The sequence below is a fragment of the Streptomyces sp. NPDC042336 genome, from assembly GCF_055581985.1.
Map to the genome: position 1 here is coordinate 121,417 of NZ_JBVJEA010000008.1, position 24,745 is coordinate 146,161.

The following is a 24,745-nucleotide window of genomic DNA, read 5'->3' on the forward strand; positions in this document are numbered from 1 at the left end:
AATTGAGCCGTCCGGCCGCAGGAACGCCGCAGGGCCCCGTCTCTGCCTGAGAAACGGGGCCCTGCGGCGGAGTACACCGGCGAAGGTCAGAAGCGGCGCGTGATGAGCGCTCGCTTCACCTCCGCGATGGCCTTGGTGACCTCGATGCCGCGCGGGCAGGCGTCCGTGCAGTTGAAGGTCGTACGGCAGCGCCACACGCCGTCGCGGTCGTTCAGGATCTCCAGCCGCTGCTCGCCGGCCTCGTCGCGCGAGTCGAAGATGAAGCGGTGGGCGTTGACGATCGCGGCCGGGCCGAAGTACTGGCCGTCGTTCCAGAACACCGGGCACGAGGACGTGCAGGCGGCGCACAGGATGCACTTGGTCGTGTCGTCGAAGCGCTCGCGGTCCTCGGCGGACTGCAGCCGCTCACGCGTCGGCTCGTTGGTGTCCTTCGTGATCAGGAAGGGCATCACGTCCCGGTACGCCTGGAAGAACGGCTCCATGTCGACGACCAGGTCCTTGAGGACCGTCAGGCCCTTGATGGGCTCGACCGTGATCGGCTTCTCGGGGCTGAGGTCCTTGATCAGCGTCTTGCAGGCCAGACGGTTCTTGCCGTTGATCCGCATGGCGTCCGAGCCGCAGATGCCGTGCGCGCAGGAGCGGCGGAAGGTCAGGCTTCCGTCCAGGTCCCACTTGATCTTGTGCAGCGCGTCGAGGACGCGCTCCTTCGGGTCGATCTCCAGCTGGAAGTCTTCCCAGGTCGCCTCGGCGGCGACCTCCGGGTTGAACCGCCGGACGCGGAAGGTGACCGTGATGTAGGGGGAGTCGGCGAAGCCCGGCTCGGGGGCCTGGTCGCTCTTCTCCATGACAGGGGTAGCCATCAGTACTTACGCTCCATCGGCTGGTAGCGGGTCTGGACGACCGGCTTGTAGTCGAGCCGGATGGACTCGGTGCCGTCGTCGCCCACCTCGCGGTACGCCATGGTGTGGCGCATGAAGTTGACGTCGTCGCGGTTGGGGAAGTCCTCGCGGTAGTGACCGCCGCGCGACTCCTTGCGGGCGAGCGCGGACACCGCCATCACCTCGGCCAGGTCGAGCAGGTTGCCCAGCTCGACGGCCTCCAGCAGGTCGGTGTTGAAGCGCCGGCCCTTGTCCTGGATCGACACGTTCTTGTAGCGGGCGCGCAGCTCGGCGATCTTCTCGACGGCCGTCTTGATGGTCTGCTCGGTGCGGAACACCATGACGTTGGCGTCCATGCACTCCTGCAGCTCGCGGCGGATCGTCGCCACCCGCTCGGTGCCGGTGGACGAGCGCAGCCGCTCGATCTGCTCGACGACCTGGGACTCGGGGGCCTCGGGCAGCTCGACGAAGTCCGCCTTCTGCGCGTACTCCGCGGCGGCGATGCCGGCCCGCTTGCCGAAGACGTTGATGTCCAGCAGCGAGTTGGTGCCCAGGCGGTTGGCGCCGTGCACCGACACGCAGGCGACCTCGCCGGCCGCGTACAGACCCGGCACGACGGTGGTGTTGTCCGCCAGGACCTCACCCTCGACGTTGGTCGGGATGCCGCCCATGGCGTAGTGCGCGGTCGGCTGGATCGGGATCGGGTCCGTGTAGGGCTCGATGCCGAGGTAGGTGCGCGCGAACTCCGTGATGTCGGGCAGCTTGGCGTCCAGCTGCTCCGGCGGGAGGTGGGTGAGGTCCAGGTAGACGTGGTCGCCCTCGGGACCGCAGCCGCGGCCCTCGCGGATCTCCGTGTAGATGGAGCGCGAGACGACGTCGCGGGAGGCGAGGTCCTTCATGACCGGCGCGTACTTCTCCATGAAGCGCTCGCCGTCCTTGTTGCGCAGGATGCCGCCCTCACCGCGGGCGCCCTCCGTCAGCAGGATGCCCATGCGCCAGATGCCGGTCGGGTGGAACTGGAAGAACTCCATGTCCTCCAGCGGCAGCCCGCGCCGGTACACGGCCGCCTGGCCGTCACCGGTGAGCGTGTGCGCGTTGGAGGTCACCTTGAAGAACTTGCCGGTGCCGCCGGAGGCGTAGATCACGGACTTCGCCTGGAAGACGTGGATCTCGCCGGTCGCCAGCTCGTAGGCCACCACACCGGCCGACTTCTTGACGCCGTCGACCTCGGTGATCAGCTGGTCCAGGACGTAGAACTCGTTGAAGAACTCCACGCCCTCCTTCACGCAGTTCTGGTACAGCGTCTGGAGGATCATGTGACCGGTGCGGTCGGCCGCGTAGCAGGAGCGGCGGACCGGGGCCTCGCCGTGGTTGCGGCTGTGCCCGCCGAAGCGGCGCTGGTCGATCGTCCCGTCGGGCGTCCGGTTGAACGGCAGGCCCATCTTCTCCAGGTCGAGGACCGAGTCGATGGCCTCCTTCGCCAGGATCTCGGCGGCGTCCTGGTCGACCAGGTAGTCACCGCCCTTGACCGTGTCGAAGGTGTGCCACTCCCAGTTGTCCTCCTCCACGTTGGCCAGCGCGGCGGCCATGCCGCCCTGCGCGGCGCCCGTGTGGGAGCGGGTGGGGTAGAGCTTCGTCAGCACGGCGGTGCGGCTGCGCTTGGTCGACTCGATGGCCGCGCGCATGCCGGCGCCACCGGCGCCGACGATGACGGTGTCGTACTTGTGTACCTTCATGATTTTCGCAGCCCCGTGCCTAGCGGATGTTCGGGTCGAAGGTGAAGATCACCAGCGTGCCCAGCAGGATGGTGAACACCGTGGCGGTGTAGAGCAGGCCCTTGAGCCACAGCCGGGTGTTCGGGCGCTCCGCGTAGTCGTTGATGACCGTGCGCAGGCCGTTCGCGCCGTGCAGCATCGCGAGCCAGAGCATCAGGAGGTCCCAGACCTGCCAGAACGGCGAGGCCCAGCGGCCCGCCACGAAGGCGAAGCCGATCTTGGAGACACCGCCGTCCAGCACCAGCTGGATCAGCAGGTGACCGAGGACCAGGACGACCAGCACCACGCCGGACAGGCGCATGAAGAGCCAGGCGGCCATCTCGAAGTTGCCCCGGGTGGACTTCGGGGTCTTCTTCGTGCGGGCGCGGGGCGCCTCGATGAGCGGCGCCGGGTTGTCGACCGTGTAGAGGGAGGCGCCCTCGACGGGGCCGATCCCGGAAGCGGGGGATTCAGTCGTGGACATTGGCGTCAGCTCCCGAACAGTTCACGAGCGGCGTGGCCGAGGACGGGGTAGATCGCCCCGAGCATCAGCACGACCCACAGGGCGACGACGGTCCAGAGCATCTGCTTCTGGTAGCGGGCGCCCTTGACCCAGAAGTCGACGGCGATGACACGCAGGCCGTTGAGCGCGTGGAAGAGGATGGCGGCGACGAGGCCGTACTCCAGCAGCGCGACGATCGGCGTCTTGTACGTGGCCACGACGGTGTCGTAGGCCTCGGGGGACACCCGCACGAGAGCGGTGTCCAGCACGTGAACGAACAGGAAGAAGAAGATGAGGACGCCGGTGACTCGGTGAGCCACCCAGGACCACATTCCTTCCCGGCCGCGGTACAGCGTTCCAGCCGGCACGGAAATTTCCTCCGGGAGCGGGGATTGGGGCCGCGCCGGCTTTCCTTGTCGGTCGGGCCCGGCCGGGTACGGTCCACCGGCCCCCAGCATGGTAGCGACGGTTGACCGCGGCGCTTACGGGGGGCCTGCCGTTGTGATCAAACTTGCACTCAAAGGAGCAGTGGGTCTGAGCGGGGGCGGCTACGGGAGTGGGGGTTTGGTGTGGTTTGCCGGGTGCGGGTGGTCGGTGGCTGGTCGCGCAGTTCCCCGCGCCCCTGAGAAGGCGTTGCTCAGCCGTGTCTTTGCCAGGTGCCGGAGTTCCTCCGCCGTCACCAGGCGTTCCTCGTCCGGATCGTTTGCCAAACGTGACCGGATGGCGGTCAGGACGTGGTCCAGGGCCTCGGCCGGGGGCAGGTCGGCCAGGCAGATGACGAACACGTGTCCGAAGCGGGACTCGTAGGCCGCGTGGGCCGCGCTCAGGGCCGTGTGGGCTGCCGCGTACGTGTCCTCGGGGAGGGTGGGCAGCGTTTCCGCGGCCAGGGCCTGCGTCAGGTCGTCCGGGGAGAGGTCGTAGGCCGCCTCGTCCGCTGCCGCCAGGAGCGCGGGAAGGTCCGGGTAGGGGCGATGGGCGACGAGCCGGTGGGCCCAGGCGCGGCTGTTCAGGCAGGCGAGGAGGGTCTGGGCGGCCTCGTCGGCCGGGGCCGTGTTGAAGCGCTCCAGCGGGGTGGCCGTTGCCGGTGTGGCGCGTGTTTGCACCGGTACCGGTATGGCCACTCGGCGGGGGAGGTCTGGGAGACGGTGCGCAGGCAGCGTGGGTCCTCGTGGGCTTCACGTGTGTGTCGGCAGGGGATTGTGCGAAAGATGTGGCGTCACGTTATCGAGTGACGGCAACGCGTGTCCGTCCGATGCCCGAATTTCACCCGAACGGGAGAGTTTCAGAACATGTGGTGGACGCATGACGGCAACGGCGGCCGTAGGTTGGCGCTGTGAGCCAGCACGGAGGCCGGTCACCGGCGCACAGAGTGAGGCAGCGGGCCGTGATCGCCGGCGCGGTGGTCGCCGCGCTCGGTGTGGGAGTCGGCCTGTGGGCCACCGACGGTGACGGCGACGGACGGGAGGGCTCGGGCCCGGCGACCCGGTCGGCCGAGGCGGCCGCGCCCAGCCCCAGCCGGTCCTACCCGCTGTCCGAGGAGCCGCGCACCATACCCGCCGTACGCGAGCACACCGCGGCCCGCGGCCCCGGCTGGCAGCCGGAGAAGGGGCACCGGGTCGTCGTCGCCGACTCCGCTCTCGCCGACGAGGGCAAGCAGATCGCCGGCGAGCTGGGCATGACGTACGCCGGTGAGAAGGACGACGAGCGCGCCGGGGACCTGCTGCTCGACGTGAAGGCCGACAAGGGCGCGAACCCGGAGTCGTACACCATGACCGTGCGCGACGGCCGGGTCACCGTCACCGGGCCCGCCGAGGCCGCGGTCTACTACGGCACCCGCACCCTGAAGCAGGAGGTGGACGGCGGCGGCACCGCGCCGGAGGGCGTGGTGAAGGACGAACCGGCCAAACCGAAGCGCGGCTTCTCGCTCGACATCGCCCGCAAGCACTACGACGCCGGCTGGATCAAGGATCGGATCCGGGAGCTGGGCGACCTGAAGTTCAACGAGCTGGGCCTGCACTTCTCCGACGACCAGGCCTTCCGCATCGAGTCCGACTCGCACCCCGAGATCGTCTCGGACGAGCACCTGAGCAAGGCCGAGATGAAGGAGATCATCGATCTCGCCGCCTCGCGCCACATCACCGTCGTCCCCGAGATCGACTCGCCGGGCCACCTCGGCGCCGTGATCGCCGCCCACCCCGACCTCCAGCTGCGCAACGCCCAGGGCACGGCCACCCGCGGCGCCATCGACATCTCCAAGCCGGAGGCCGCGAAGATCGTCGACGACCTGCTGAACGAGTACGCCGACCTCTTCCCCGGCTCCCAGTTCCACCTGGGCGCCGACGAGTACCAGGCGCTCGTGGTGCCGGACCCCGAGGCGTCCTACCCGACGCTGGCCGCCGCCGCCCGCAAGGCCTACGGCTCCGGCGGCACCGTCGCCGACCTCACCACGGGCTGGCTCAACGGCCGCGCCAAGACGGTCATGGCCCACGACCGCACCCCGCGCGCCTGGAACGACGGCTTCTTCAAGGACACGTCCGTCGAGCCGATCAAGGACATCAAGGTCGCCTACTGGACCGGCAAGGAGATCGGCGCCCGCCCGCCGACGGAGTACCTGAGCGCGGGCCGCCAGGTCCTCAACTACAACGACGAGTTCCTCTACTACGTGCTCGGCCAGCCGCAGACCTTCGTCTACCCGACCGGCGAGCGCATCTACGAGCAGTGGACCCCGCGCGTCCTGCGCGGCACCACGGCCGTCGACGCCAAGTACGACCGGCAGATACTCGGCGGCAGCTTCGCCGTCTGGGGCGACTTCCCGAACGCCCAGACCCAGGCCCAGGTCGCCGAGGGCATCCGGCTGCCGCTGGCCGCGACGGTCCAGAAGCTGTGGGACCCCGGCAAGCCCGAGCTGTCCTGGGCGGAGTTCAAGTCGCTGGCGGACCGGCTCGACTGACGCCGGACGCCGGACGCCGGACCCCCGGACCCCCGGGCACCCTCGGCCGCGGCGCGCCGATCGGCCGATCCTGCTGCGAACTCCCGTACGGCTGTGGTGGTCTTTTGACCGATCCGAACCTGATACGCCGGGGGGAACCGGGACATGGGCTACTGGGGGTACTTCGTCGTCGGCCGCGCCGAGCGGCCGCTCGCGGAGCTGGAGGCGCTGGCCGGCGCCGCGGACATGAGCCTGCGCCAGTCGGCGCCGGACGGCTGGCAGGTGTGGGAGTTCGCGGGCGGCGACGGAGACGTCGGCAACATGAACGACCTGGCCGGGCAGACCGGCGCGCCCGCGTTGTTCGGCTACGTGATGGACAGCGACTGCGTGGTCGTGGAGGCGGCGGCGCCGCGGAGCGGGGCGTGGACGACCTGCCTGGCGCGCACCGCCATGGCCGGGTACCTGGGGGCCGAGCGGGACGGGCTCACCCTGGAGGACTACTTCCTGGAGCCCCGGGACGCCGCCGAGCGCGCCGTCGCCTGGGCCGCCGAGGCGGGGCACGCCGCGAGCGCGGGTGAACTGACCGAGGTGCTGTCGGACGACCCGGCGGCGGACGCGGACGGGGGTCGCGGCGCGGACCGCGATGCGGTCCCCGCCGACGGTCCGGTGGCCGAAACCCTCTTCTTCCGGTTCCTCGACCGGCTGGGCGTCGTACCGCTGTGACACTCCCGGCCCGTCGCACGCAGTAAGGGTCAGTGCGGGCTCCGTGGTGGTGAGCGGGGCGAAGCGGCGGGAACGGGGAGGGACCCGATGAGCCTGGTGGAACTGATCGCGCGGGCCGACACACGCGGACTCGCCGCGAGCGGGCTGGCTTGTTTGGATCGCTGCCTTCCGCTGCTGCACGGCGACGACGAGGCCCTCAGACCCTTGTGGGCAACCCTCGGCGACGCGCCCGGAGGCGACTGGACGCAGGGGCTGGCGCAGGTGCGGGACAAGCTCGCCGGCCCCGACGCCACCGGCGAGGGCGAGGCCGTGCTGCTGGCCCGCCGCATGCTCGCGGCCGCGCCGGCCGAATGCTCGGGACCGCCCCTGCGGACGTGGGCCGACGCCTGTTCCGTCGCCTCGCTCCGCATCCACCGGCTGCTCGACCCGGCGGCGGACGCGGCCGGGGCAACCGACGTCCCGCGCGCGGGCGGCGCGGAGGGACTGCCCCCGCTCGTCGCCGCCGAACTGCGCCGCCAGGTCGGCGTCCTGGAACTGCTCGCCGGGCACGGCGCGGCCGGGCTCCGTCCGGCCCTTGAGGTCTCCACGGAGGGGCGCCGGGTGCTGCGCGCGGTGGTCTCCCGCCGGGCCAGGGGACGGCGCTGAGCCCAGCACCCGCCGCGGGCCCCCTGTGTCCGTCCTGCGGGGAACGCGCGGCGGAGGTGCGGCGGACGTGGCGGAGGTGGGGCGGTCCTGCGCCGGTTGCGGAACGACCGGCCCCCACGTGTGACGCGACCCCGCCCCACGGCGCTTTAGCCCATGTGACGACTGTGACCAGCGGATGGACGAGCGGATGGACGAGCGGGACGACGAGCCCGCAGCAGACCCGGCCGTCGGCCGCCGCGAAGCCGGCGCGGTGGGCGGCGGACGCGGTGGCCGTGATGCGCGAGGGCGCGCGGCTGCGCCTGGACTACTCGGCGCAGAGCCTGTGGCGCGTGGACCGGGTGATCGACGGCATCCGGCGGGAGAAGGCGCCGTACGCCGCGGTCGAGACGGCGCTGCGCGGACTCGGCGCGTACGCCGGGGAGGTGATCGTGCGCCAGACCGGAGGCGAGTGGTGGACGACCGGCGGCGACCACTGGGTCCGCACCCCGGACGGCCGCCTGTGGGACCCGATGGACGAGGCCCGGCGCTGCTTCGCCGGGGACGGTTCGCTCCGTCTGCTGTGCCGGGACGCGACGTCGGCCCGGTGACCTTCCCTGTGACACTTCTGTGCGCCCCGGCGCTGATGACCTTGGGGGCGGGCTCACCCGAGCGCGCGCAGGACTCGGTACGGACGAGGACGGTTCTTGGGCCAGCGAGGGGAACCCCGCCGCGTGCAGGCGTACGACGGGGAACTGGGCGCGGCCGTCGCGCGGGCCCAGGAAGGTGACGAGGCCGCCTTCGCGGTCGCCTACCGGCTCGTGCAGCCGGGACTGCTTGGCTACGTGCGCGGGCTGGTCGGGGAGGACGCCGAGGACGTCGCGGCGGACGCCTGGCTGGAGATAGCCCGTGACCTGCGGCGCTTCAAGGGCGACGGCGCCGGTTTCCGGGGCTGGACGGCGACGATCGCCCGGCACCGGGCCCTGGACCACCTGCGCCGCCAGAAGGTACGGCCCCGGCCCACGGCGCTGGAACAGGATCTCGTGGACCTGCCCGGCCCGCACTCCACGCACGACCAGGCCCTGGAGACGCTCTCCACACGGACCGCGCTGAACCTGGTCGCGGGGCTGCCGCGGGACCAGGCCGAGGCCGTGCTGCTGCGGGTCGTCGTCGGTCTCGACGGGCCGTCCGCCGCGCGCGTGCTCGGCAAGCGGCCGGGCGCGGTGCGTACGGCGACGTACCGGGGGCTGAAGCGGCTGGCGCGGCAGCTGGGGACCGAGGGTGTGACGGATGACGGCCCCCGGACGCTGGGGGAGTCGACATGAGGGGCGCCGCGGACGGCGGCCCCGCGGACCGAGCGGGAGCGGAGACGGGCATGGGCGCACGGCACGGGGAGGGTGACGGCCGCGACGCCGGTCCCCGGCGCGCCCCCGGCGGCATCCCCGGTACGGAGGCGCTGCTCGCCGCGGCACTGCGTGCGCAGCGCGCCGACGCCGAGGGCGAGCGCCGCGCCCTGGCCGCCTTCCGGGCCGCCCGCGACGCGGAACCGGCCCGGGCCGCACGCACCCGGCGGCGGGACGACTGGCGGCCGCGCGACGGGCGGCACCCCGGGCGCACGCTGAAGACCGCCCTCTCCGTCGTGCTGGCGAGCCTCACCCTGGGCGGAGTCGCCTACGCGGCCATCGGCGGGGGCGGCCCCACCGCGGACGACGGCGGCCCGGACCGTACTCGCCCGCCCGCCGCCTCCGACGACGCCGCGGCCCGGCCGGTCGCCACCCCACCGGTCACCACGCCGGGCCCCGGCACCCCGGACCCCGTGACCACGCCCCCGGGAGAGTCCGCGTCCCCGGGGTCATCCGCTCCTCCCCGCGTCTCCACGGCCCCGGACCACCCGGCCGGCGGCCGGGACACCGAGGCCCACTGCCGCGTCTACGAGCGGCTGGCGGGCAACGGCAAGGCGCTGGAGGCCGCGGCCTGGCAGCGGCTGGTCGCGGCGGCGGGCGGTGCGGAGCGCGTCGAGGCCTACTGCACCGAGCAGCTCGACCTGCCGACCGGGCCGGGGCCGTCGACCGGTGCCGGGATCGGCTCCGGCGGGAACGACGCGGCGAACGCCGGTACAGACGCGGCGAACGCCGGTACAGGAGACACCGGCGCGAAATTGGGCGCCGACGGCATCGTCGGCGAAGGAGACGTCGACCTGGAGGTCGGCGACGGCGGCAGCAGCACGGCGCAGGGCCCGGACCAGGGCCGTCCCTAGACCTGGAAGCCGTACCTTCTGCCGGCACCGTCCGAGCAGGCCGGTGGCCGGTACGTCACAGCGGTCCGGGAAGAGGGCGACTGCCACGCGGGCATGGGCGTGCGTCGCCCGAATCGGGGAACCAAGGGCCGTTCGGCGACGTACTTTGAGGAGGTGTCGATACGGGATTCCGGAAGTGCGGCGAACGGAGGCGGTGGATGCTGACGGAGGCGTTGACGGCGCTGTCTGCGGCGGGCGGCACCAGACTCCCCCGCGCCACCGCCGGTCACCTCGCCGACTTCGCCGCAGACACCACTCTGGACATGTGGGACCGCGTGTACGCCGCCTGGGCGCTCTCCCGGCTGGAGGGGCACCAGGACCAATCGGCCGGGCTTCTCGCCGCTTTCGCCGCGGAAACCATCCGGTACGGCGGCGTCTACCAGGTGAAGGCCGCCGGGCTCCTGGCTCGCCTCGACGGCCACAGAGACGAAGCGGCCGTACTGCTCAGTGCCTTCCCCACCGACACCGCCCTGAGCATCGACGACCGGGTGTTCGCCGCCTGGGCCCTGGCGCAACTCGACGAACACACCGCGGACGCGGTCACGTTCCTCGTCTCCTTCGTCACGGACACGACCCTGGGCCGCGACCACCGCGTGCGGGCCCTCACCGACCTGTCCGGAGTGGAAGGGCACACGGACCGAGTGGCCAAGGCGTTCCTCGCCTTCGCCCGGGACCCCACGCTGCGGATGGAGGACCGCGTGCGGGCCGCCGCGCACCTGGCACAGCTCGACGGTCATGCGCAGGACGCGGTGGGAGTGCTCACCGCCTGCGCCATGGACACCACACTGAAGGCAGCCGACCGTATGGAGGCCGCCGCGCAACTGACACGTCTCGACGGCCACGCCCAGGACGCGGCCGGACTGCTCGTTGCGTTCGCCGCGGACACCACCCTGACGGTGTGGGACCGGGTGCACGCCGCCGGGTATCTGGCCCGCCTCGACGCTCACGCCGAGGACGCGATCAGTCTGCTCATCGCCTTCGCCACGAACACCGAGCTGGAGGTGTGGGACCGGTTGGAGGCCGCCTTGACACTGATCAGGCGAACCGCCGACAAGCGCGCCACCGAACTGTTCACCGCCCTCGCCACCGACTCCACCCTGGACTCCATCGACCGCATGGAGGCGATCAAGTATCTGGCCAAGCTGAACCTGCACAAGCGCCTGGCCTCCGATCTTTACGCGACCCTCGCTGCCGACACCACGCTGTCCGGCACCAGTCGTGTTCTGGCCGCCGTCTCCCTGGCCGACCTGGGCCGGAACAAAGCCCAGGCCGTCCAGTTGCTCACCGCCCTGAGCACGGACACCGAGCTGTCCGACGGGGTGCGGCGGTTCGCCTCCCGCGTGCTGTTTTCACTCCGTGAGACTCGCTGACCGCTCTCCTGTCGCCGGGGTGATCCCCAGTACGACGCATTCCGTCGAAGCAGATTTAGGCGACATGCGTCGAGATATGGGGTGAGTGGAGAAGAGCCTGCCGGTCGAGCCGGATGATGTAGTCGACCGGGACCGAAAGTGGGGGCCACTCGCGATCCAACGGTTCAGTGACGCGGTTGCTGCGCATGCTGGCCTGAGGCCTGGCCGCCTGCGTCTGACCGACTGGCGTGACGTGTTGTCCAATGCCCTTGAGGTGATCTCCCGGTCGAAGCATCCGCTCCCGGTGCGTGGCGCCCGGCGTGGTGCCGGGCCGTGGTCGGTCTGCGACTGGGCGCCTTCGACTACCGCGAATCAGTCATGAACCGGCGACGTTCCGCACCCTGAGCGTCGGATCGTCCGTCATGCTCGAGGGAGGCGCGCGTCCGGCCGGTTGGCCACGTTGGTCACGGGTTCCGCGTATCGACGCAGTCCAGAGCCGCGGGACCGTGGCAACGGCCGGGGCCGCCACCCCCCACAGGAGAGGCCCCGGCCGTCGCGCGGCACGGGCCGCGCGGCGGCCCGTACTCCCTTCAGCGCCGCGACTGCGTTTTCTGTCACACCTCACCGCGTCACGGGTTAGTTGCATCTTGTACGGCAATGCGAGGGGGACATGGACGAGTGGCGGTTTCAAGACGTAACGTGCCATTCGCGCCGATGCAGCGGGGCTCGCTCCCGCGAGGCTGTCGCGGGGGACCACCGCGACCATCGATGGAGAAACCACGACGGCGAGGACCACGTCCGCGAGAGCGGCGCCGGCTCAGGCGCAGAAAGGCTTCTCGGTGCTGGGGGACGACGCGGAGCTGACCGCCGCGGTGCGTGCGGCACAGGGCGGGGACGAGACCGCTTTCCGGACCGTGTACCGAGCCGTGCATCCGCGGCTGCTGGGATACGTGCGCACACTCGTCGGCGATCACGACGCCGAGGACGTGGCCTCCGAGTCCTGGCTCCAGATAGCCCGTGACCTGGAACGGTTCGACGGCGACGGCGACCGCTTCCGCGGCTGGGCCGCACGCATCGCCCGCAACCGCGCGCTGGACCACATCCGCATGCGCGGCCGCCGGCCGGCGATCGGCGGCGACGAGACGGAGCTGACGGGCAGGCCCGCGGAGTCCGACACCGCGGGCGAGGCCATGGAGGCACTGGCCACCGGCAGCACCCTCTCCCTCATCGCCCGGCTGCCCCAGGACCAGGCCGAAGCGGTCGTCCTGCGCGTGGTGATGGGCCTCGACGCCAAGAGCGCCGCCGAGACCCTGGGCAAGCGGCCCGGCGCCGTCCGCACGGCGGCGCACCGCGGCCTGAAGCGCCTGGCCGAACTGCTCGGCGGCGATCTGGAATCGGGCGGCGGGCTCGACGCCCTGCCGCCGCAGCGAGAACCGCGCGGCCGTGCGGTGACGTCCGCGAGTGTGACGCATACGCGTGCGCGGACGCAGAAGGACATGTGATGGCCGACGAGCAGGACAAGTGGCTGGACCGCGAAACGGCGGAGCTCCTGCTGCGCGGAGAGCCGCTGGAGGGCGTCGATCCGGCGTCCCGCGACCGGGCCGGACGACTCGTCATGGCCCTGGGCGCGCTCTCCGTCCCACCGCCGCCGACCGGCGAGGAACTCCCCGGCGAGGCCGCCGCGTTGGCCGCCTTCCGCAAGGTGCGCGCCGAACGGGCCGACGCGTCGGCGGAGGCGTCGGCGGCCCTCGGACACGGCGCCGTTCCCCGCTCCTGTGACGCCGGTCTCGTCCGCATCGGCGCGCGCGGCGAGGGCGCCCGGCGTCCGCGCCGGAGCCGCGCCCTGCGCCTCGGGCTGGCCGCCGCGCTGACCGTCGGCATGGTCGGCGGCGTGGCGGCGGCGGCCGGAACCGGAGTGCTGCCGACGCCCTTCGACGGCACCGAACCGGAACCCGCCGCCACCGTCTCGGCCGCGGTCTCGCCCGGCCGTCCGTCCGCGCCGCCCTCGCCGCTGGAGGGCGTGCGGGGCGGGGCGGTGCCCGGCACCACCCCGGCCGCGCCCGACGGCGGCACCGCGCGGGACGGAGGTGCCGCGGGGGATCGCGACGCCGACGACCGCGACGCGGTGGGCCGGGGCGGCGGTGACCACGGAGGCGACCCGGCAGGGCCGACGCATGAGGGCGAGCTGCGCGGTGCCACCGGCGACGGGCACGGCCAGGGCGACAAGAAGAACAACAGCAACAACAGCAACAACAGCAACAAGAGCAACAAAAACAAGAACAAGAACAAGAACAACAAGGGCGACAAGGGCGACAAGGGCGACAAGGGCGACAAGGGTAAAGCCGGCAAGGGCAACGGCGGGAAAGAGGGGGACCAGGGCGGCGACGGTGGCGAGGGCGGCGACGGTGACGACGCCGACGCCGACATAGCCCCGCCCGCCCGCGATTCCCACCACCCCGACGGCCCTCACCGTCCCCAGCGCTCGCACGGCCCCTCGGCCCACGAGCCCCGGCCGCAACGGCAGCCCGCCTGCACGCCCCACGCCCCGTCCTCCGCGCGCACCTCCTGACCTGCGCTTTCGTGGTCGGTGAGGATTTCTCTCGCCGGGGGTGTGACACTTTCGGCCGCCGTGGCGCAGTAATGAGTGAGCCGACTGGTCATCGGCTTCCGCACTGAGCCGGGGTTCCCCCCGTACCTGCGGCTCGTGCACCTCGGCGCGGGCGGGACACGTTCCCCCGGTCCCGCCCGCGCCCATTCACCGGCCGGCCGTCGTGCCGCCCCACCGCCTCACCAGTACACGACGACCTTGTCGCCGTTCCTCACCTGCGCGTACAGATCCGCGATCGCCGCCTCGTCGCGCACGTTGACACAGCCGTGGGAGGCGCCCGTGTAACCGCGGGCCGCGAAGTCGTAGGAGTAGTGCACGGCCTGGCCGCCGCTGAAGAACATGGCGTACGGCATGGCCGAGTCATAGAGCGTGGAGACGTGGTGGCGGGACTTCCAGTAGACCTGGAAGACACCCTCCCGGGTCGGCGTGTACTGCGAGCCGAAGCGCACGGACATCGTCGACACGGTGCGCCCGTCGATCATCCAGCGCAGCGTCCGGCTCGACTTGCTGATACACAGCACCCGGCCGGTCGTGCAGCGCGGGTCGGGCGCGGCGGCGGGCTGGCCGCCCATCAGGTACAGCTCCCACTTGCCCGGCTCGTGCGACATCCCGAGCAGCCGCTGCCAGGTGACGGTGTCCGTCCTGCCGGTCCGCGGCAGCCCGCGCTTGCCCTGGAAGCCGCTGACGGCGCGCTCGGTCAGGTCGTCGTACGTCCCGGTCGGCCCGTCCACGAGCCACTCCACCTGGCGCAGCCTGGCCTGCAGCTCACGGACGTCGCGGCCGGTGTCGCCCCGCTTCCACAGCACCCTGGCGGGCTTCGTCCGGGCCGACGGCGCACTCGGTGACCGGCGCTCCGGGGACGGCGTGCTCTTCTGCGGGGTCCTGGTGACGTCTATGCGCACCGGTGAGTGCCCCTTGCCGTCCGGGCCCGTGCCCTGCACGGTGCAGCCGCCCGCCACCAGCACCGCCCCCAGCGCGACGGCGACCACCCGTCCCGTGCTCCCCATGCCCGCCATACGCATCACGGCCCCCCGTCGTCCCACGGTCCCGCACCCGACGTCCCCCTGAGTTGTTCCCGCGGCAGCGCGCCGCGAACGGCACGGCATCGTTGTGACCGGGACCGCATCGAGGTTGTGAGGAAGGTCCCAGGGTGCGCCTCTCCACCGGGTGCACGCGCGCGGATACAGTCCGTCGAAGTGCCGGTCTGTACTGGCGGGTAAATGACGGGTAGTTCGAGCAAGTCGAACATGTGCTCAGCGGGAGGCAACACACCATGACGCGCGAGTCCGAGTCCGGGCTGCCCATCGAACCGGTCTACGGGCCCGACGCCCTGGCGGACTGGGACGCGGCCGAGAAGCTGGGCGAGCCCGGGAAGTACCCCTTCACCCGGGGCGTCTACCCGTCGATGTACACCGGCCGGCCGTGGACGATGCGCCAGTACGCCGGTTTCGGCACGGCGACCGAGTCCAACGCCCGCTACAAGCAGCTGATCGCCAACGGCACCATGGGCCTGTCGGTCGCCTTCGACCTGCCGACCCAGATGGGCCACGACTCCGACGCGCCGATCGCCAGCGGCGAGGTCGGCAAGGTCGGCGTGGCGATCGACTCGATCGACGACATGCGCGTGCTGTTCGGCGGGATTCCGCTGGACAAGGTCTCCACGTCGATGACGATCAACGCCCCGGCCTCCCTGCTGCTCCTGCTCTACCAACTCGTCGCCGAGGAGCAGGGCGTGAGCGCCGACCAGCTCACCGGCACGATCCAGAACGACGTGCTGAAGGAGTACATCGCGCGCGGGACGTACATCTTTCCGCCCAAGCCGTCGCTGCGCCTGATCGCGGACATCTTCAAGTACTGCAAGGCCGAGATCCCGAAGTGGAACACCATCTCGATCTCCGGCTACCACATGGCCGAGGCCGGTGCCTCGCCCGCTCAGGAGATCGCCTTCACCCTCGCGGACGGCATCGAGTACGTGCGCACCGCGGTCGCGGCCGGCATGGACGTGGACGACTTCGCGCCCCGTCTTTCCTTCTTCTTCGTGGCCCGGACGACGATCCTGGAGGAGGTCGCCAAGTTCCGCGCGGCCCGCAGGATCTGGGCGCGGGTGATGAAGAAGGAGTTCGGCGCAAAGAACCCCAAGTCGCTGATGCTGCGCTTCCACACCCAGACCGCGGGCGTGCAGCTGACCGCCCAGCAGCCCGAGGTGAACCTGGTCCGCGTCGCCGTGCAGGGCCTGGGCGCCGTCCTCGGCGGCACGCAGTCCCTGCACACCAACTCCTTCGACGAGGCCATCGCGCTGCCGACCGACAAGTCCGCGCGCCTGGCCCTGCGCACCCAGCAGGTCCTCGCCTACGAGACGGACGTGACGGCGACGGTCGACCCCTTCGCCGGTTCCTACGTCGTCGAGAAGATGACCGACGACGTCGAGGCGGCGGCGCTGGAGCTGATGGACAAGGTCGAGGACCTCGGGGGCGCGGTCAACGCCATCGAGCACGGCTTCCAGAAGAGCGAGATCGAGCGCTCCGCCTACCGCATCGCCCAGGAGACCGACTCCGGCGAGCGGGTCGTGGTCGGCGTCAACCGCTTCCAGCTCGACGAGGAGGAGCCGTACGAGCCGCTGCGCGTCGACCCGGCCATCGAGGCCCAGCAGGCCGACCGCCTGGCCAGGCTCCGCGCGGAGCGCGACCAGGCGGCGGTGGACTCGGCCCTGGCGGCCCTGAAGAAGGCCGCCGAGGGCGAGGACAACGTCCTGTACCCCATGAAGGACGCCCTGCGCGCCCGCGCGACGGTGGGCGAGGTGTGCAACGCGCTGCGGGAGGTCTGGGGGACGTACGTCCCCTCGGACGCCTTCTGAGCGCCGCTGAGCCGGGCCCTCCTCGACGGCGACGACTGTCGGGGCCGGTTTCGGGCGCTCAGCCCGCCAGCCCGAACCGGCCCAGGTACCCGCCCAGTCCTTCCGGCGTGTCCCCGGCCCACCCCACGTAACCGTCCGGCCGTACGAGGAACAGCCCCGCCCCGTACGCCCCGTGCGCACCCCCGCGTACCACCGGTACCGCCGGCCCCACCACACCGTCGGGCAGGCCGGCGCCCAGCGCCAGCAGCGTCCAGTGCGGTCCCCGGAAGGCGTCGAAGAGCCGTACGCCGTCCACCCGGCCGTCGGGCGCGCGGTCCCCGGCCCGTATCGCGTCCTCGCCCACGGCGCCCCGCGTCTCCTCCGTCAGCGACGACTCCCGGTACCCGATCCCCAGCTGCCGGGTCGCACCGCCGCGCCGCACCTCGCCGCGGTGGACGGCGGTCGACAGGTCGAGCATCCGGGCGGCGATCGGGCGCCGCTCCTCCTCGTAGCTGTCCAGGAGCGCGGCCGGGGCCTCGCCCTTCAGCACCGCGCCCAGCTTCCAGCCCAGGTTGTAGGCGTCCTGGACGCTGGTGTTCAGCCCCTGGCCGCCCGCGGGGGAGTGCACGTGCGCCGCGTCGCCGGCGATGAAGACCCGGCCCGAGCGGAAACGGTCGGCCAGGGCCGCCCGCGGCCGGAAGTCGGAGACCCAGCGGACCTCGGTCACGTCCTCGGCGGCGATGTGCGAGCGCTCGGCGACGACCTTGCGGACGCCGTCCGCGGAGGTGTCCACGGCCGCGCCCTCCGGGAACCGCGCCATCACCTGGAAGTCCTCGGTGCCGGCCAGCGGGCAGATGGCCAGGAGGTCGACGCCGTCGCCCGGCGGGAAGACGTGCCAGTTGTCGCGGTCCAGGCCGCTGATCCGTACGTCCGCCACCAGTGTCGGGCTCGGGTCGACGGTCTCGCCGGTCATGCCGATGCCCAGTGCGCGGCGCACCGCCGACCGGCCACCGTCCGCCGCGACCAGGTAGCGGGCGCGCACCGTCCCGCCCGAGGAGAGGTGCGCGGTGACGCCGTCCTCGTCCTGCGTGACACCGACGACCTCGTGGCGGAAGGCGACCTGGCCGCCCAGTTCCGCGAGCCGCGCGGCCAGGATCTCCTGCGTGCGCCACTGCGGCACCATCCACGACTCGTTGTACGGCGAGTCCTCGCTCGGCTCGGCGGGGTCGAACATGTGGTGCTCGCCGACCCGCTCGCCGTTCCGCCAGATCATGCCGATCGGGTAGCCGCCGCCCACGGCGCGGATCGCGTCGACGACGCCGAGGTCGTCGAAGACCTCCATGGTGCGGGGCTGGAAGCCCTTGCCCCGGGAGCCCGGGAACAGCTCCCCGGCGCCCTCCAGGACCAGCGCGTCCACCCCGCGCCGGGCCAGGTCGACACCGAGGGTGAGGCCGGTGGGGCCGGCGCCGACGATCAGCACGTCCGTGTCCAGGACATGCGTATCCATGACATTCATGGCAACTCTCCTTAACGACGTTAAGTCCCGTGTGGGTTCGAGAATGGACTTAACGCCGTTAAGCTGTCAAGCGTGAGTACGGAACGACGCGCCCCCCTCGACCGCCGACGGGTCGCGGACACGGCGCTGAAGCTGCTGAACGAGGTCGGCCTGGACGGCCTGACCCTGCGCACCATCGCGCGGGAGCTGGACGTCAAGGCGCCCGCCCTGTACTGGCACTTCAAGGACAAGCAGGCCCTGCTCGACGAGATGGCCACCGAGATGTACCGGCGGATGGTGGCCGACACGCCCCTCGACCCGGCCGACACCTGGCGGGAGCGGCTGCTCAAGGCCAACCGCGGCCTGCGCGCCGCCCTGCTCGCCTACCGCGACGGCGCCAAGGTGTTCAGCGGTTCACGCTTCACGGGCGCGGTGCACGCGGAGTACATGGAGGGCACCCTGCGGCTGTTCACCGCCACCGGGTTCACCCTCGCGCAGGCCGTGCGGGCGACCACGACGACGTACATGTTCACCCTCGGCTTCGTCACCGAGGAACAGGGCGTCGAGCCGCTGCCCGGCGAGCGCCGGGAGGGCTTCGACGTGGACGAACGCGCCCGCCTGCTGGCCGACTACCCCCTGACGGCCGCGGCGGGCGCGGAGATCTTCACGGACTACGACCGGCACTACGAGGAGTCGCTCGCCCTGGTGATCGAGGGCGTCGCGGCCTCCTACGGCCTCGGCTGAGCCGTCCCGGCGGCCCTGCCCGCCTTCGCCCGCTGCGCCGCGCGGTACCGGCGCACCGCACGGGTGACGAGCGGCGGCAGCAGGTCCAGGGCGAGCCGACGGGTGCGGTCCCGCCCGGTCGACGGCCGGGCCGTCCGGGCCGCCCGCGCCGCCGGACGCGCCTGCGGGGTCCGCCCGGGCACCGGCACGGCGTCCGTTCGGCCGGTCTCGGGAGCCGGGACCGGTGCCGGCGCCGGGTGCCGCGAGGAGGGCAGCGAGGGCGGCCGCAGCCGCTTGCCCCTGGCGCGGGTGCGCACCAGCCGGTGCCCGGCCGCCCGCTCCACGGTCACGGCGATGTCGTCGCGCCCGCGCAGCGCCGCCAGCAGCTCCTCCTGCACCGGCTCCGGGTCGCCCCAGGTGCCGTACAGCTTCTGGCTGCTCAGGCAGACCGGGCGCAGCCCCCGGTTGAGCACCGCCTCCCATGCCGCGACGGCGACGCCCGGGGTGTGCTCGCTGCGGAAGTCGTCCAGGACGACGATGCCGTCGGGCCCCAGCAGTTCCCTGGCCGCGCCGATGTCGCCCTCGACGTGCTCGTACAGATGCGAGGCGTCGATGTGGACGAAGCGGCAACTGCCCGGCGCGACCTCGTCGGCGACCGCGGAACTGGGCGCCTGGATGATCGTCGGCAGGGTGTCGTGGAAGGACAGGTAGTTCCGTTCGAAGGCCTGGCGGGTGAGCGAGGAGTACGACTTCGCCGCCTCCGCCCGGTTCGCCGCGTCCGGGGGTTCGGCCCCGAACAGGTCGCAGACGGTGAGCGTCTCGCCGTCCCGCAGCCGGTGCCCGAGCAGGATCGCGCTCTTGCCCAGGTAGGCGCCCAGTTCCAGCAGGTCGCCGCGGGTGCCCAGCCGCTCCTGCCGCTCCAGGAACCAGGAGAACAGCACCTGGTCGAGCGGCCAGAACCAGCCCGGGACGTCGTTCAGCTCACCGGGGTACTCGTGCGTCTCTTGCGCAGTGGCCATGAGGCGAGGATGCCCCCTCGGCACCGGAAAGGAGGTCGGCACGCGCGATCCGACGGTCAGAAAATCGCACGTATCGCTCAATGTGTCCGTTCCGGCACCGTGCGCAGCCCGCTCAGGACGCCCGCAGGAAGGCGGAGTGGGCGGCCTTCCCGAGGAAGGTGAAGCGGGTGTCCTCCTTCAGGTGCGCGTCGAGGGCCTCCTCGATGCCCGGCCAGCTGGGGTCGCCGAAGTCGTCCAGGACGACGATCGCGCCGGGCGCGGCGATCTCCTCGGCCCACTGGAGGTCCTGGCGCACCCCCTTCGCCGAGTGGTCGCCGTCGACGACGATCACGCCGTAGGAGCGGTCGGAGACGGCCGCACGGGTGGCGGGGTCCTCGGAGAACCCCTGCCGGACGCGGGCCGCCGCGCCGGCCGGACCGGCCAGGGCGAGGTTGGTGCGCACCGCGTGCTCGTCCACCGGCGTGCCCGTCGGGTCGGGGCGGACGGTGGTGCCGGGCTGGAGCTGCACACCGGCGAAGGGGTCCACGATGGTCAGGGCCGGGCTGCGACCGTCGCGCTCCAGCATCCGCACGAGACCGGCGGAGAACATGCCGTACAGCGTGCCTATCTCCAGGACCTCGTCGTTCGGCGGGCCGAGCAGCGGGATCGAGGCGAGCTTGCCGCAGATGTTCATGGTGCCGCCCGCGACCCGGCCCACGCCCAGCGACTCCAGCGCGATCAGGAGACGGTAGGCGGTGGCCACGTTGCGCTCGGCCGCGCCCCGGTCCCCGGCCAGGGCCGCGACCTCGCGGTGCAGCCGCTCCAGGGAACCCTTGGCCACCGTCCGGGAGATGCCGCGCCCGGACGGTCCGACCAGCAGCTCGAAGGTGAGCCGCTGCTTCTCGGTCACCTCGGGGTCGGGCACCGGAGGTCTGCGGGCCTCCGCGGCGCGGATCCGCCGCTCGATGCGCTGGTCGATGAGATCGGCGACGGGACGCAGCAGACGCCGGCCGGCGGAACTGCGGAGCAGGGTACGGCTGTTCATGGGTCAACGACCTCTATCCGTCACGGAAGTGAACGTCGGTACGTGGAACGCCAGTGGGGTGGGTGAGGCCAGACTAGGGAGGTCCCGCGCCCGAAACGCAGCTCCCGGACGGGACCATGGGGCGAACTTTCGCGGAACGCCCGATGGCCGGACCATGGCGGCTCCCGGTGTTCACCGGGGGGTCACGCGCATGTCGCCGATGTTCATCCGGCGGCGCTTTCCGGCGCTCAGGGCCCTCTCATAGCCTGCACCGACGTGCGCCGCGCGGCGCCGCATGCCGATCCACGGCCCGGCCACCAGCGCCGGGCCCGCGCGTCCGACCCGGGAGTGACCACCCATCGCCGCCGAACCCCTGACCTGTGCCGAGCCAGTCCGCCCCGCCCCCGTCGCGGCCCGGGAGCGGGCGACGCGCCCCCGCGGGGAGCACCGGTACGACGTCGACCTCGTCCGGGTCCTGGCCTCGGTCGGGGTCATCGTCTGCCACGCCGCCGGCGAACTGATGAAGGCCGTCGACCGCGACCCCGCGCAGGGCGGGCCCGTCTACTGGACCGCGCTCACCGGGGACGCGCTGAGCCGCTGCGCCGTGCCGCTGTTCTTCGCGATCGCCGGCTGGGTCGTCCTCAGCGGGGCCCCGCCCCGCGACGGCCGGCAGGTCCGCAGACGGCTGACCCGCATCGTCGTGCCGCTCGCCGTGTGGACCGCCCTCTACCTGCTGTGGGACCGGGTCCGGGACGCCAACACCGAACCCACCCGGCAGCTCGCCCGGGACGCGGTGTTCGCCTCCGTGCGGCCCGCCTTCCACCTCTGGTACCTGTACGCCTACGTCCCGGTGATCCTGCTGCTGTCGGTGGCCGTGCTGGTCAGGAACGGCAAGCGGCCCTGGGGCGCGGGCGCCGCGCTGCTCGGCCTCGCGCTCGCCCCGACGCTCCTCGGCGACCTCGGGCGCCTCCTCGACGTGCGCGTGCCCCCCTTCGCCTGGCAGTTCGGCGTCTACCAGATCGCGTACGCCGTCGCCGGGGCCGTCCTGCTGTCGCTGCCCGGGTCCGCGGTCGCGGGCCGGCGCCGGCGCCTGCTGTGGCTGGCCGGCGGGCTGTGCGCGTGGGCCGCGGTCGCCGTCTACGAACACCGGGTGCACTTCCCGAGCCCGTACGCCTCCGTGGTGGTGGCGCTGCTCGCCGGGACCCTGCTCATGGCGCTCGACCGGATCAGGGTGCCCGAGCGGTTCCGGCCGCTCCTCGGCAGGCTCGCCGGGGCCTCCTTCGGCGCCTACCTGGTCCACCTGCTGTTCCTGGAGGTGCTCGCCCCGCGGCTGGTGTCCGAGGACGCGGGCTGGGCGGGCGCCGCGGGAGCGCTCGCCGGTCTGACGGCCGTCACGGTCCTGCTGTCGTTCGCCGCCGCCCTGCTGTGGACGCGGCTGCGGCTCGGCCGCTGGCTGGGCTGAGCCGGGCGCGAGGACGCCGGAGCCCCCGCCGCACGGGCGGGGGCTCCGGCGTCCTCGCGGTGCCGCCCGCTCACTTCCCCCCGGTGCCGCGCCGCACCGCCCTGCGCACCACGCGCCTGGCCCGCCGCACCTGGAGCTTCGCGCGCAGCTGCGGACGGCTGCCGGGCAGGCCCAGCTCGGTCAGCCGCAGCTCCGGGAAGTAGTAGCCGGGGGTGGCGGAGAGATGGCCGCGCAGCCACTCCTCCGTCGGCCTGCGCAGCTCCGGGTACGTCTTGGGCTGCATACAGAAGCCGACCGCCCGGACCAGCGGCGACAGGGACGCGGGCGCCGCGCCCACGAGTGCCGGGTCACCGGGGCCCTCCAGGTCGGGCACCAGGTGGTCCACCACCGCCAGCGGCACCCGGTTGCTGTTCGGGTACGGCGTGAGCCGCTCCATCACCAGCGCCGTCCCGACCCGGGCGACGGGCACCTCGTAGTAGGCCGAGGCGGTCACCATCGCCGTCGAGAAGCAGCCGACGACGAGTTCGGGGGCGCAGTGGTCGTACAGCGTCTCGGCCAGCAGGGGCGCGTCCAGCACGGTGAGCCGCACGCCCGCGTCCGCCGCCGCCTTGCTCAGGGCCGCCGTGTAGCCGGCGGGCGCCGTCGGGTGGGGCTTGAAGACCACGGAGCGGTGTCCGGCCCGCGCGGCCCCGGCCAGCATGCGGACGTGGAGGTCCTCCTCCTCCCGCGCGGTCAGGACGTTGATCGCCGCCAGGTACTGGCCGAGCAGCACGGCCGTCGGCTTCTCCCGTACCACGGGCGCCAGTTCGGGGCCGTGGGCCGCTTCCCGGGAGATCTCGTCGAGCACCGCGCGGAACGCCGCGTCGGGGACGACCTCGGGCTCGACGCCGAACTCCGAGAGCAGCATCGGCCTCAGGCCCGGGATCAGGTCGAGGTGGAGCAGGCGGCGGATGCGGCGCGCGAGGGTCAGCGGCAGCTTCTCGCGGGTGGGCCCGTAGCTCATCAGGCCGTCGGCGTACACGTGGAGGCTCGCCTCGGAGAAGATCGCGGCCAGCGCGCGGGCCGGGTTGACCTGGATCGACTCGACGGCCAGCTCGATCAGGTCCCGCTCGCCGATGCCCCAGGCGAGCCGGAACGCCTTCTGCCACAGGGTCACGTCGTTGCCCCGCGGGCCCCAGGCGCTGGGGTGGTGCGGACGGATCGCCTCGTTCCAGCTGACCACGGAGTCGAACCGGCCGGATATTCGCTCGTACCCGTGCATCTCGTCCAGGCGCAGGGCGGTCTCCGGTATCGCCGCGTTGTTGGACACCAGCAGGACGCGCCGGGCCTCCTCGCGCGGCCCGAACAGCCCCGCGTCGAGCGCCGCCGCGAGGGTGGCCGCTCCGTAGAGGGTGGAGACCTGGAAGATCTGGGTCTTGTGGGGCATGGATCAGGCAGCCTTCCGCCCGTCACGCAGGCGGCCGAGCAACCTGCTGCGAGTCCTGTCGATGGTCCGGAGGGTCTCCTCCAGCACGTGCTGGGGCATGCGGTGCAGCGCGTCCCGCGCCTCCCGGCGGAGCCGCTGCGCCGCCGAGGTCTCGTACTCGCCCACCTTGCCGAGGTGGAAGGCGATCATGGCGCAGTAGGTCCGTACGGCCTTGGGAAGGAAGCGCTCGGCCTCCGGGTCGGCCAGCAGGTCCTTCAGGAGCATGTCGTAGGCCGGGATGAAGTCCAGCTGCCGGGAGTCCTTTATCTGGGTGAGCGAGGTGGCCACGCCCCGCCGGTAGAACACCCCGTGCAGCCCCACCGACGCGTACGTCGCGGCCTTCAGGTGCAGACGCCAGATCCACAGCCGGTCCTCGGCGGTGCGCAGTTCGGTCGCGAAGCGCATGCCGCCGTCGTCGAAGAGGTGCCGCCGGTAGATCCCCGCCCAGACGAAGGGGTAGTCGACCATCGTCTCCATGTGCGGCGGCGCGATGCCGTCGCGCGGGTCCATCACGACGTTGCGCGCGGGGGCCGGGGGCCGCCGGATCACCCGCTCGGTGCCGGTGGCCTGCACATGGTCGGTGCGGGCGAAGTCGCACCCCAGCTCCTCCACGGCGCGCACCAGTTCGGTGAGGTAACCCGGCCCGTACCAGTCGTCGCCGTCGAGGAAGGTGACGAAGTCGCCCCGGGCCGCGTCGATGCCGCTGTTGCGGGCCTGTGCTATGCCCCGGTTCGTCTCGTGCCGGATCACCCGGGTGTCGGTGCGCCGGTCCGCCCAGCGTTCGATCTGCCACGACGTGGAATCCGTGGAGCAGTCGTCGACGAGCAGGAATTCGAAGTCCGGGTCCGCGTTGTTGGCGAGACTTCTGAGAGTGCTCTCGGCGAAGGATTCCACATTGTGCATGGGAACGACGACGGACAGTTTCGGCACGCGGGCCTCTCACGTTCGATGATGGCAGATTCGAGGGACGAGACGAGGGAAAAGGCGGGGGAGATTTGAACAGGCTAGCGATGCGCCCGGAACCGAAGGTGACCCGGCGGGCTCGGAAAGGCGAACTCCGTTCGCAGCGGAAGTGAATTCTTGGC

General features: G+C 72.2%; 23 protein-coding genes and 1 pseudogene. 13 read left to right on the forward strand and 11 right to left on the reverse strand.

Features of this window, described 5'->3' with window-relative positions:
- Positions 1–86: 86 nt before the first annotated feature.
- The 5 genes from ACZ6IM_RS19180 to ACZ6IM_RS19200 form a co-directional block, all read right to left on the reverse strand.
- Positions 87–860 carry a succinate dehydrogenase iron-sulfur subunit gene (locus ACZ6IM_RS19180; RefSeq protein WP_052839744.1) on the reverse strand — a complete coding sequence of 258 codons (774 nt, stop codon included), beginning with the start codon at positions 858–860 and terminating at the stop codon, positions 87–89.
- On the reverse strand, positions 860–2,614 hold the full coding sequence (gene sdhA / locus ACZ6IM_RS19185; RefSeq protein ID WP_052839743.1) for a succinate dehydrogenase flavoprotein subunit: 1,755 nt from the start codon (positions 2,612–2,614) through the stop codon (positions 860–862). The genes ACZ6IM_RS19180 and sdhA overlap by 1 nt, the downstream gene beginning before the upstream one ends.
- A 19-nt stretch (positions 2,615–2,633) precedes the next feature.
- Entirely contained in the window at positions 2,634–3,116 is a 483-nt protein-coding gene (locus ACZ6IM_RS19190; protein ID WP_030145603.1) for a succinate dehydrogenase hydrophobic membrane anchor subunit, read from the reverse strand.
- A gap of 5 nt (positions 3,117–3,121) precedes the next feature.
- Positions 3,122–3,502, reverse strand: a complete 381-nt coding sequence (gene sdhC / locus ACZ6IM_RS19195) for a succinate dehydrogenase, cytochrome b556 subunit (protein ID WP_003974113.1) — start codon at positions 3,500–3,502, stop codon at positions 3,122–3,124.
- 180 nt (positions 3,503–3,682) lie between these two features.
- Positions 3,683–4,237 (reverse strand): 2-oxo-4-hydroxy-4-carboxy-5-ureidoimidazoline decarboxylase, encoded by a 555-nt coding sequence (locus ACZ6IM_RS19200; protein WP_469557704.1) that lies wholly within the window; start codon positions 4,235–4,237, stop codon positions 3,683–3,685.
- Between the two features lie 230 nt (positions 4,238–4,467).
- Between ACZ6IM_RS19200 and ACZ6IM_RS19205 the strand changes: the two genes are divergently transcribed.
- The 10 genes and pseudogenes from ACZ6IM_RS19205 to ACZ6IM_RS19250 all read left to right on the forward strand — a co-directional run bounded on the left by ACZ6IM_RS19205 (position 4,468) and on the right by ACZ6IM_RS19250 (position 13,621).
- Positions 4,468–6,084 (forward strand): beta-N-acetylhexosaminidase, encoded by a 1,617-nt coding sequence (locus tag ACZ6IM_RS19205; RefSeq protein WP_469557706.1) that lies wholly within the window; start codon positions 4,468–4,470, stop codon positions 6,082–6,084.
- A 144-nt stretch (positions 6,085–6,228) separates the two neighbouring features.
- Positions 6,229–6,786 carry a hypothetical protein gene (locus ACZ6IM_RS19210; RefSeq protein ID WP_052839741.1) on the forward strand — a complete coding sequence of 186 codons (558 nt, stop codon included), beginning with the start codon at positions 6,229–6,231 and terminating at the stop codon, positions 6,784–6,786.
- Between the two features lie 87 nt (positions 6,787–6,873).
- Positions 6,874–7,431: a hypothetical protein gene (locus tag ACZ6IM_RS19215; RefSeq protein WP_052839740.1), complete on the forward strand. Its 558-nt coding sequence runs from the start codon at positions 6,874–6,876 to the stop codon at positions 7,429–7,431.
- A gap of 164 nt (positions 7,432–7,595) precedes the next feature.
- Positions 7,596–8,018: a hypothetical protein gene (locus ACZ6IM_RS19220; protein WP_469557906.1), complete on the forward strand. Its 423-nt coding sequence runs from the start codon at positions 7,596–7,598 to the stop codon at positions 8,016–8,018.
- Between the two features lie 96 nt (positions 8,019–8,114).
- Positions 8,115–8,732, forward strand: a complete 618-nt coding sequence (locus ACZ6IM_RS19225; protein ID WP_469557708.1) for an RNA polymerase sigma factor — start codon at positions 8,115–8,117, stop codon at positions 8,730–8,732.
- On the forward strand, positions 8,729–9,664 hold the full coding sequence (locus tag ACZ6IM_RS19230; protein ID WP_052839737.1) for a hypothetical protein: 936 nt from the start codon (positions 8,729–8,731) through the stop codon (positions 9,662–9,664). Before ACZ6IM_RS19225 ends, ACZ6IM_RS19230 begins: the two co-directional genes overlap by 4 nt.
- A gap of 197 nt (positions 9,665–9,861) precedes the next feature.
- Positions 9,862–11,073 carry a hypothetical protein gene (locus ACZ6IM_RS19235; RefSeq protein WP_469557710.1) on the forward strand — a complete coding sequence of 404 codons (1,212 nt, stop codon included), beginning with the start codon at positions 9,862–9,864 and terminating at the stop codon, positions 11,071–11,073.
- An 85-nt stretch (positions 11,074–11,158) separates the two neighbouring features.
- Positions 11,159–11,359 (forward strand): annotated as a pseudogene (locus ACZ6IM_RS19240) (ATP-binding protein); the annotation flags it as partial.
- Positions 11,360–11,891: 532 nt separating this feature from the next.
- A complete protein-coding gene (locus ACZ6IM_RS19245; protein WP_469557712.1) occupies positions 11,892–12,554 on the forward strand; it encodes an RNA polymerase sigma factor in 663 nt (220 codons plus the stop codon).
- Positions 12,554–13,621: a hypothetical protein gene (locus ACZ6IM_RS19250; RefSeq protein ID WP_469557714.1), complete on the forward strand. Its 1,068-nt coding sequence runs from the start codon at positions 12,554–12,556 to the stop codon at positions 13,619–13,621. The genes ACZ6IM_RS19245 and ACZ6IM_RS19250 overlap by 1 nt, the downstream gene beginning before the upstream one ends.
- Positions 13,622–13,839: 218 nt before the next feature.
- Here the strand turns inward: ACZ6IM_RS19250 and ACZ6IM_RS19255 are convergent, their stop codons facing one another.
- Positions 13,840–14,682 (reverse strand): L,D-transpeptidase family protein, encoded by an 843-nt coding sequence (locus tag ACZ6IM_RS19255; RefSeq protein WP_052839732.1) that lies wholly within the window; start codon positions 14,680–14,682, stop codon positions 13,840–13,842.
- Between the two features lie 251 nt (positions 14,683–14,933).
- On the opposite strand from ACZ6IM_RS19255, the gene ACZ6IM_RS19260 reads away from it, so the two are divergent.
- On the forward strand, positions 14,934–16,514 hold the full coding sequence (locus tag ACZ6IM_RS19260) for an acyl-CoA mutase large subunit family protein (RefSeq protein WP_052839731.1): 1,581 nt from the start codon (positions 14,934–14,936) through the stop codon (positions 16,512–16,514).
- A gap of 58 nt (positions 16,515–16,572) precedes the next feature.
- Here the strand turns inward: ACZ6IM_RS19260 and ACZ6IM_RS19265 are convergent, their stop codons facing one another.
- The gene (locus tag ACZ6IM_RS19265; protein WP_469557716.1) at positions 16,573–18,009 is read right to left on the reverse strand and encodes an FAD-dependent oxidoreductase; all 1,437 of its coding nucleotides are present in this window, start codon (positions 18,007–18,009) and stop codon (positions 16,573–16,575) included.
- A gap of 72 nt (positions 18,010–18,081) precedes the next feature.
- Between ACZ6IM_RS19265 and ACZ6IM_RS19270 the strand changes: the two genes are divergently transcribed.
- Positions 18,082–18,732, forward strand: a complete 651-nt coding sequence (locus ACZ6IM_RS19270) for a TetR/AcrR family transcriptional regulator (protein WP_052839730.1) — start codon at positions 18,082–18,084, stop codon at positions 18,730–18,732.
- Here ACZ6IM_RS19270 and ACZ6IM_RS19275 read toward each other — a convergent pair.
- Complete coding sequence (locus ACZ6IM_RS19275) at positions 18,717–19,730, reverse strand: class I SAM-dependent methyltransferase (protein WP_469557719.1); 1,014 nt, start codon at positions 19,728–19,730, stop codon at positions 18,717–18,719. The two genes, ACZ6IM_RS19270 and ACZ6IM_RS19275, sit on opposite strands and share 16 nt — an antisense overlap.
- Positions 19,731–19,842: 112 nt before the next feature.
- The gene (locus ACZ6IM_RS19280) at positions 19,843–20,754 is read right to left on the reverse strand and encodes a class I SAM-dependent methyltransferase (protein WP_052839728.1); all 912 of its coding nucleotides are present in this window, start codon (positions 20,752–20,754) and stop codon (positions 19,843–19,845) included.
- Positions 20,755–21,106: 352 nt separating this feature from the next.
- Here ACZ6IM_RS19280 and ACZ6IM_RS19285 point away from each other — a divergent pair, with 352 nt between their 5' ends.
- The gene (locus ACZ6IM_RS19285; protein WP_469557910.1) at positions 21,107–22,195 is read left to right on the forward strand and encodes an acyltransferase; all 1,089 of its coding nucleotides are present in this window, start codon (positions 21,107–21,109) and stop codon (positions 22,193–22,195) included.
- Positions 22,196–22,265: 70 nt separating this feature from the next.
- On the opposite strand, the gene ACZ6IM_RS19290 is transcribed toward ACZ6IM_RS19285, so the two are convergent.
- Positions 22,266–23,621, reverse strand: a complete 1,356-nt coding sequence (locus ACZ6IM_RS19290; protein WP_052839726.1) for a polysialyltransferase family glycosyltransferase — start codon at positions 23,619–23,621, stop codon at positions 22,266–22,268.
- 3 nt (positions 23,622–23,624) lie between these two features.
- A complete protein-coding gene (locus ACZ6IM_RS19295) occupies positions 23,625–24,590 on the reverse strand; it encodes a glycosyltransferase family 2 protein (protein WP_469557722.1) in 966 nt (321 codons plus the stop codon).
- Positions 24,591–24,745 lie beyond the last annotated feature (155 nt).

What these genes read in the sequence shown, in the direction of transcription:
- ACZ6IM_RS19180 (WP_052839744.1), bottom strand. Translation starts at nt 860, where the DNA reads ATGGCTACCCCTGTCATGGAGAAGAGCGACCAGGCCCCCGAGCCGGGC.
- sdhA (WP_052839743.1), bottom strand. Translation starts at nt 2,614, where the DNA reads ATGAAGGTACACAAGTACGACACCGTCATCGTCGGCGCCGGTGGCGCC.
- ACZ6IM_RS19190 (WP_030145603.1), bottom strand. Translation starts at nt 3,116, where the DNA reads ATGTCCACGACTGAATCCCCCGCTTCCGGGATCGGCCCCGTCGAGGGC.
- ACZ6IM_RS19210 (WP_052839741.1), top strand. Translation starts at nt 6,229, where the DNA reads ATGGGCTACTGGGGGTACTTCGTCGTCGGCCGCGCCGAGCGGCCGCTC.
- ACZ6IM_RS19215 (WP_052839740.1), top strand. Translation starts at nt 6,874, where the DNA reads ATGAGCCTGGTGGAACTGATCGCGCGGGCCGACACACGCGGACTCGCC.
- ACZ6IM_RS19230 (WP_052839737.1), top strand. Translation starts at nt 8,729, where the DNA reads ATGAGGGGCGCCGCGGACGGCGGCCCCGCGGACCGAGCGGGAGCGGAG.
- ACZ6IM_RS19235 (WP_469557710.1), top strand. Translation starts at nt 9,862, where the DNA reads ATGCTGACGGAGGCGTTGACGGCGCTGTCTGCGGCGGGCGGCACCAGA.
- ACZ6IM_RS19250 (WP_469557714.1), top strand. Translation starts at nt 12,554, where the DNA reads ATGGCCGACGAGCAGGACAAGTGGCTGGACCGCGAAACGGCGGAGCTC.
- ACZ6IM_RS19255 (WP_052839732.1), bottom strand. Translation starts at nt 14,682, where the DNA reads ATGCGTATGGCGGGCATGGGGAGCACGGGACGGGTGGTCGCCGTCGCG.
- ACZ6IM_RS19260 (WP_052839731.1), top strand. Translation starts at nt 14,934, where the DNA reads ATGACGCGCGAGTCCGAGTCCGGGCTGCCCATCGAACCGGTCTACGGG.
- ACZ6IM_RS19265 (WP_469557716.1), bottom strand. Translation starts at nt 18,009, where the DNA reads ATGAATGTCATGGATACGCATGTCCTGGACACGGACGTGCTGATCGTC.
- ACZ6IM_RS19275 (WP_469557719.1), bottom strand. Translation starts at nt 19,730, where the DNA reads ATGGCCACTGCGCAAGAGACGCACGAGTACCCCGGTGAGCTGAACGAC.
- ACZ6IM_RS19280 (WP_052839728.1), bottom strand. Translation starts at nt 20,754, where the DNA reads ATGAACAGCCGTACCCTGCTCCGCAGTTCCGCCGGCCGGCGTCTGCTG.
- ACZ6IM_RS19290 (WP_052839726.1), bottom strand. Translation starts at nt 23,621, where the DNA reads ATGCCCCACAAGACCCAGATCTTCCAGGTCTCCACCCTCTACGGAGCG.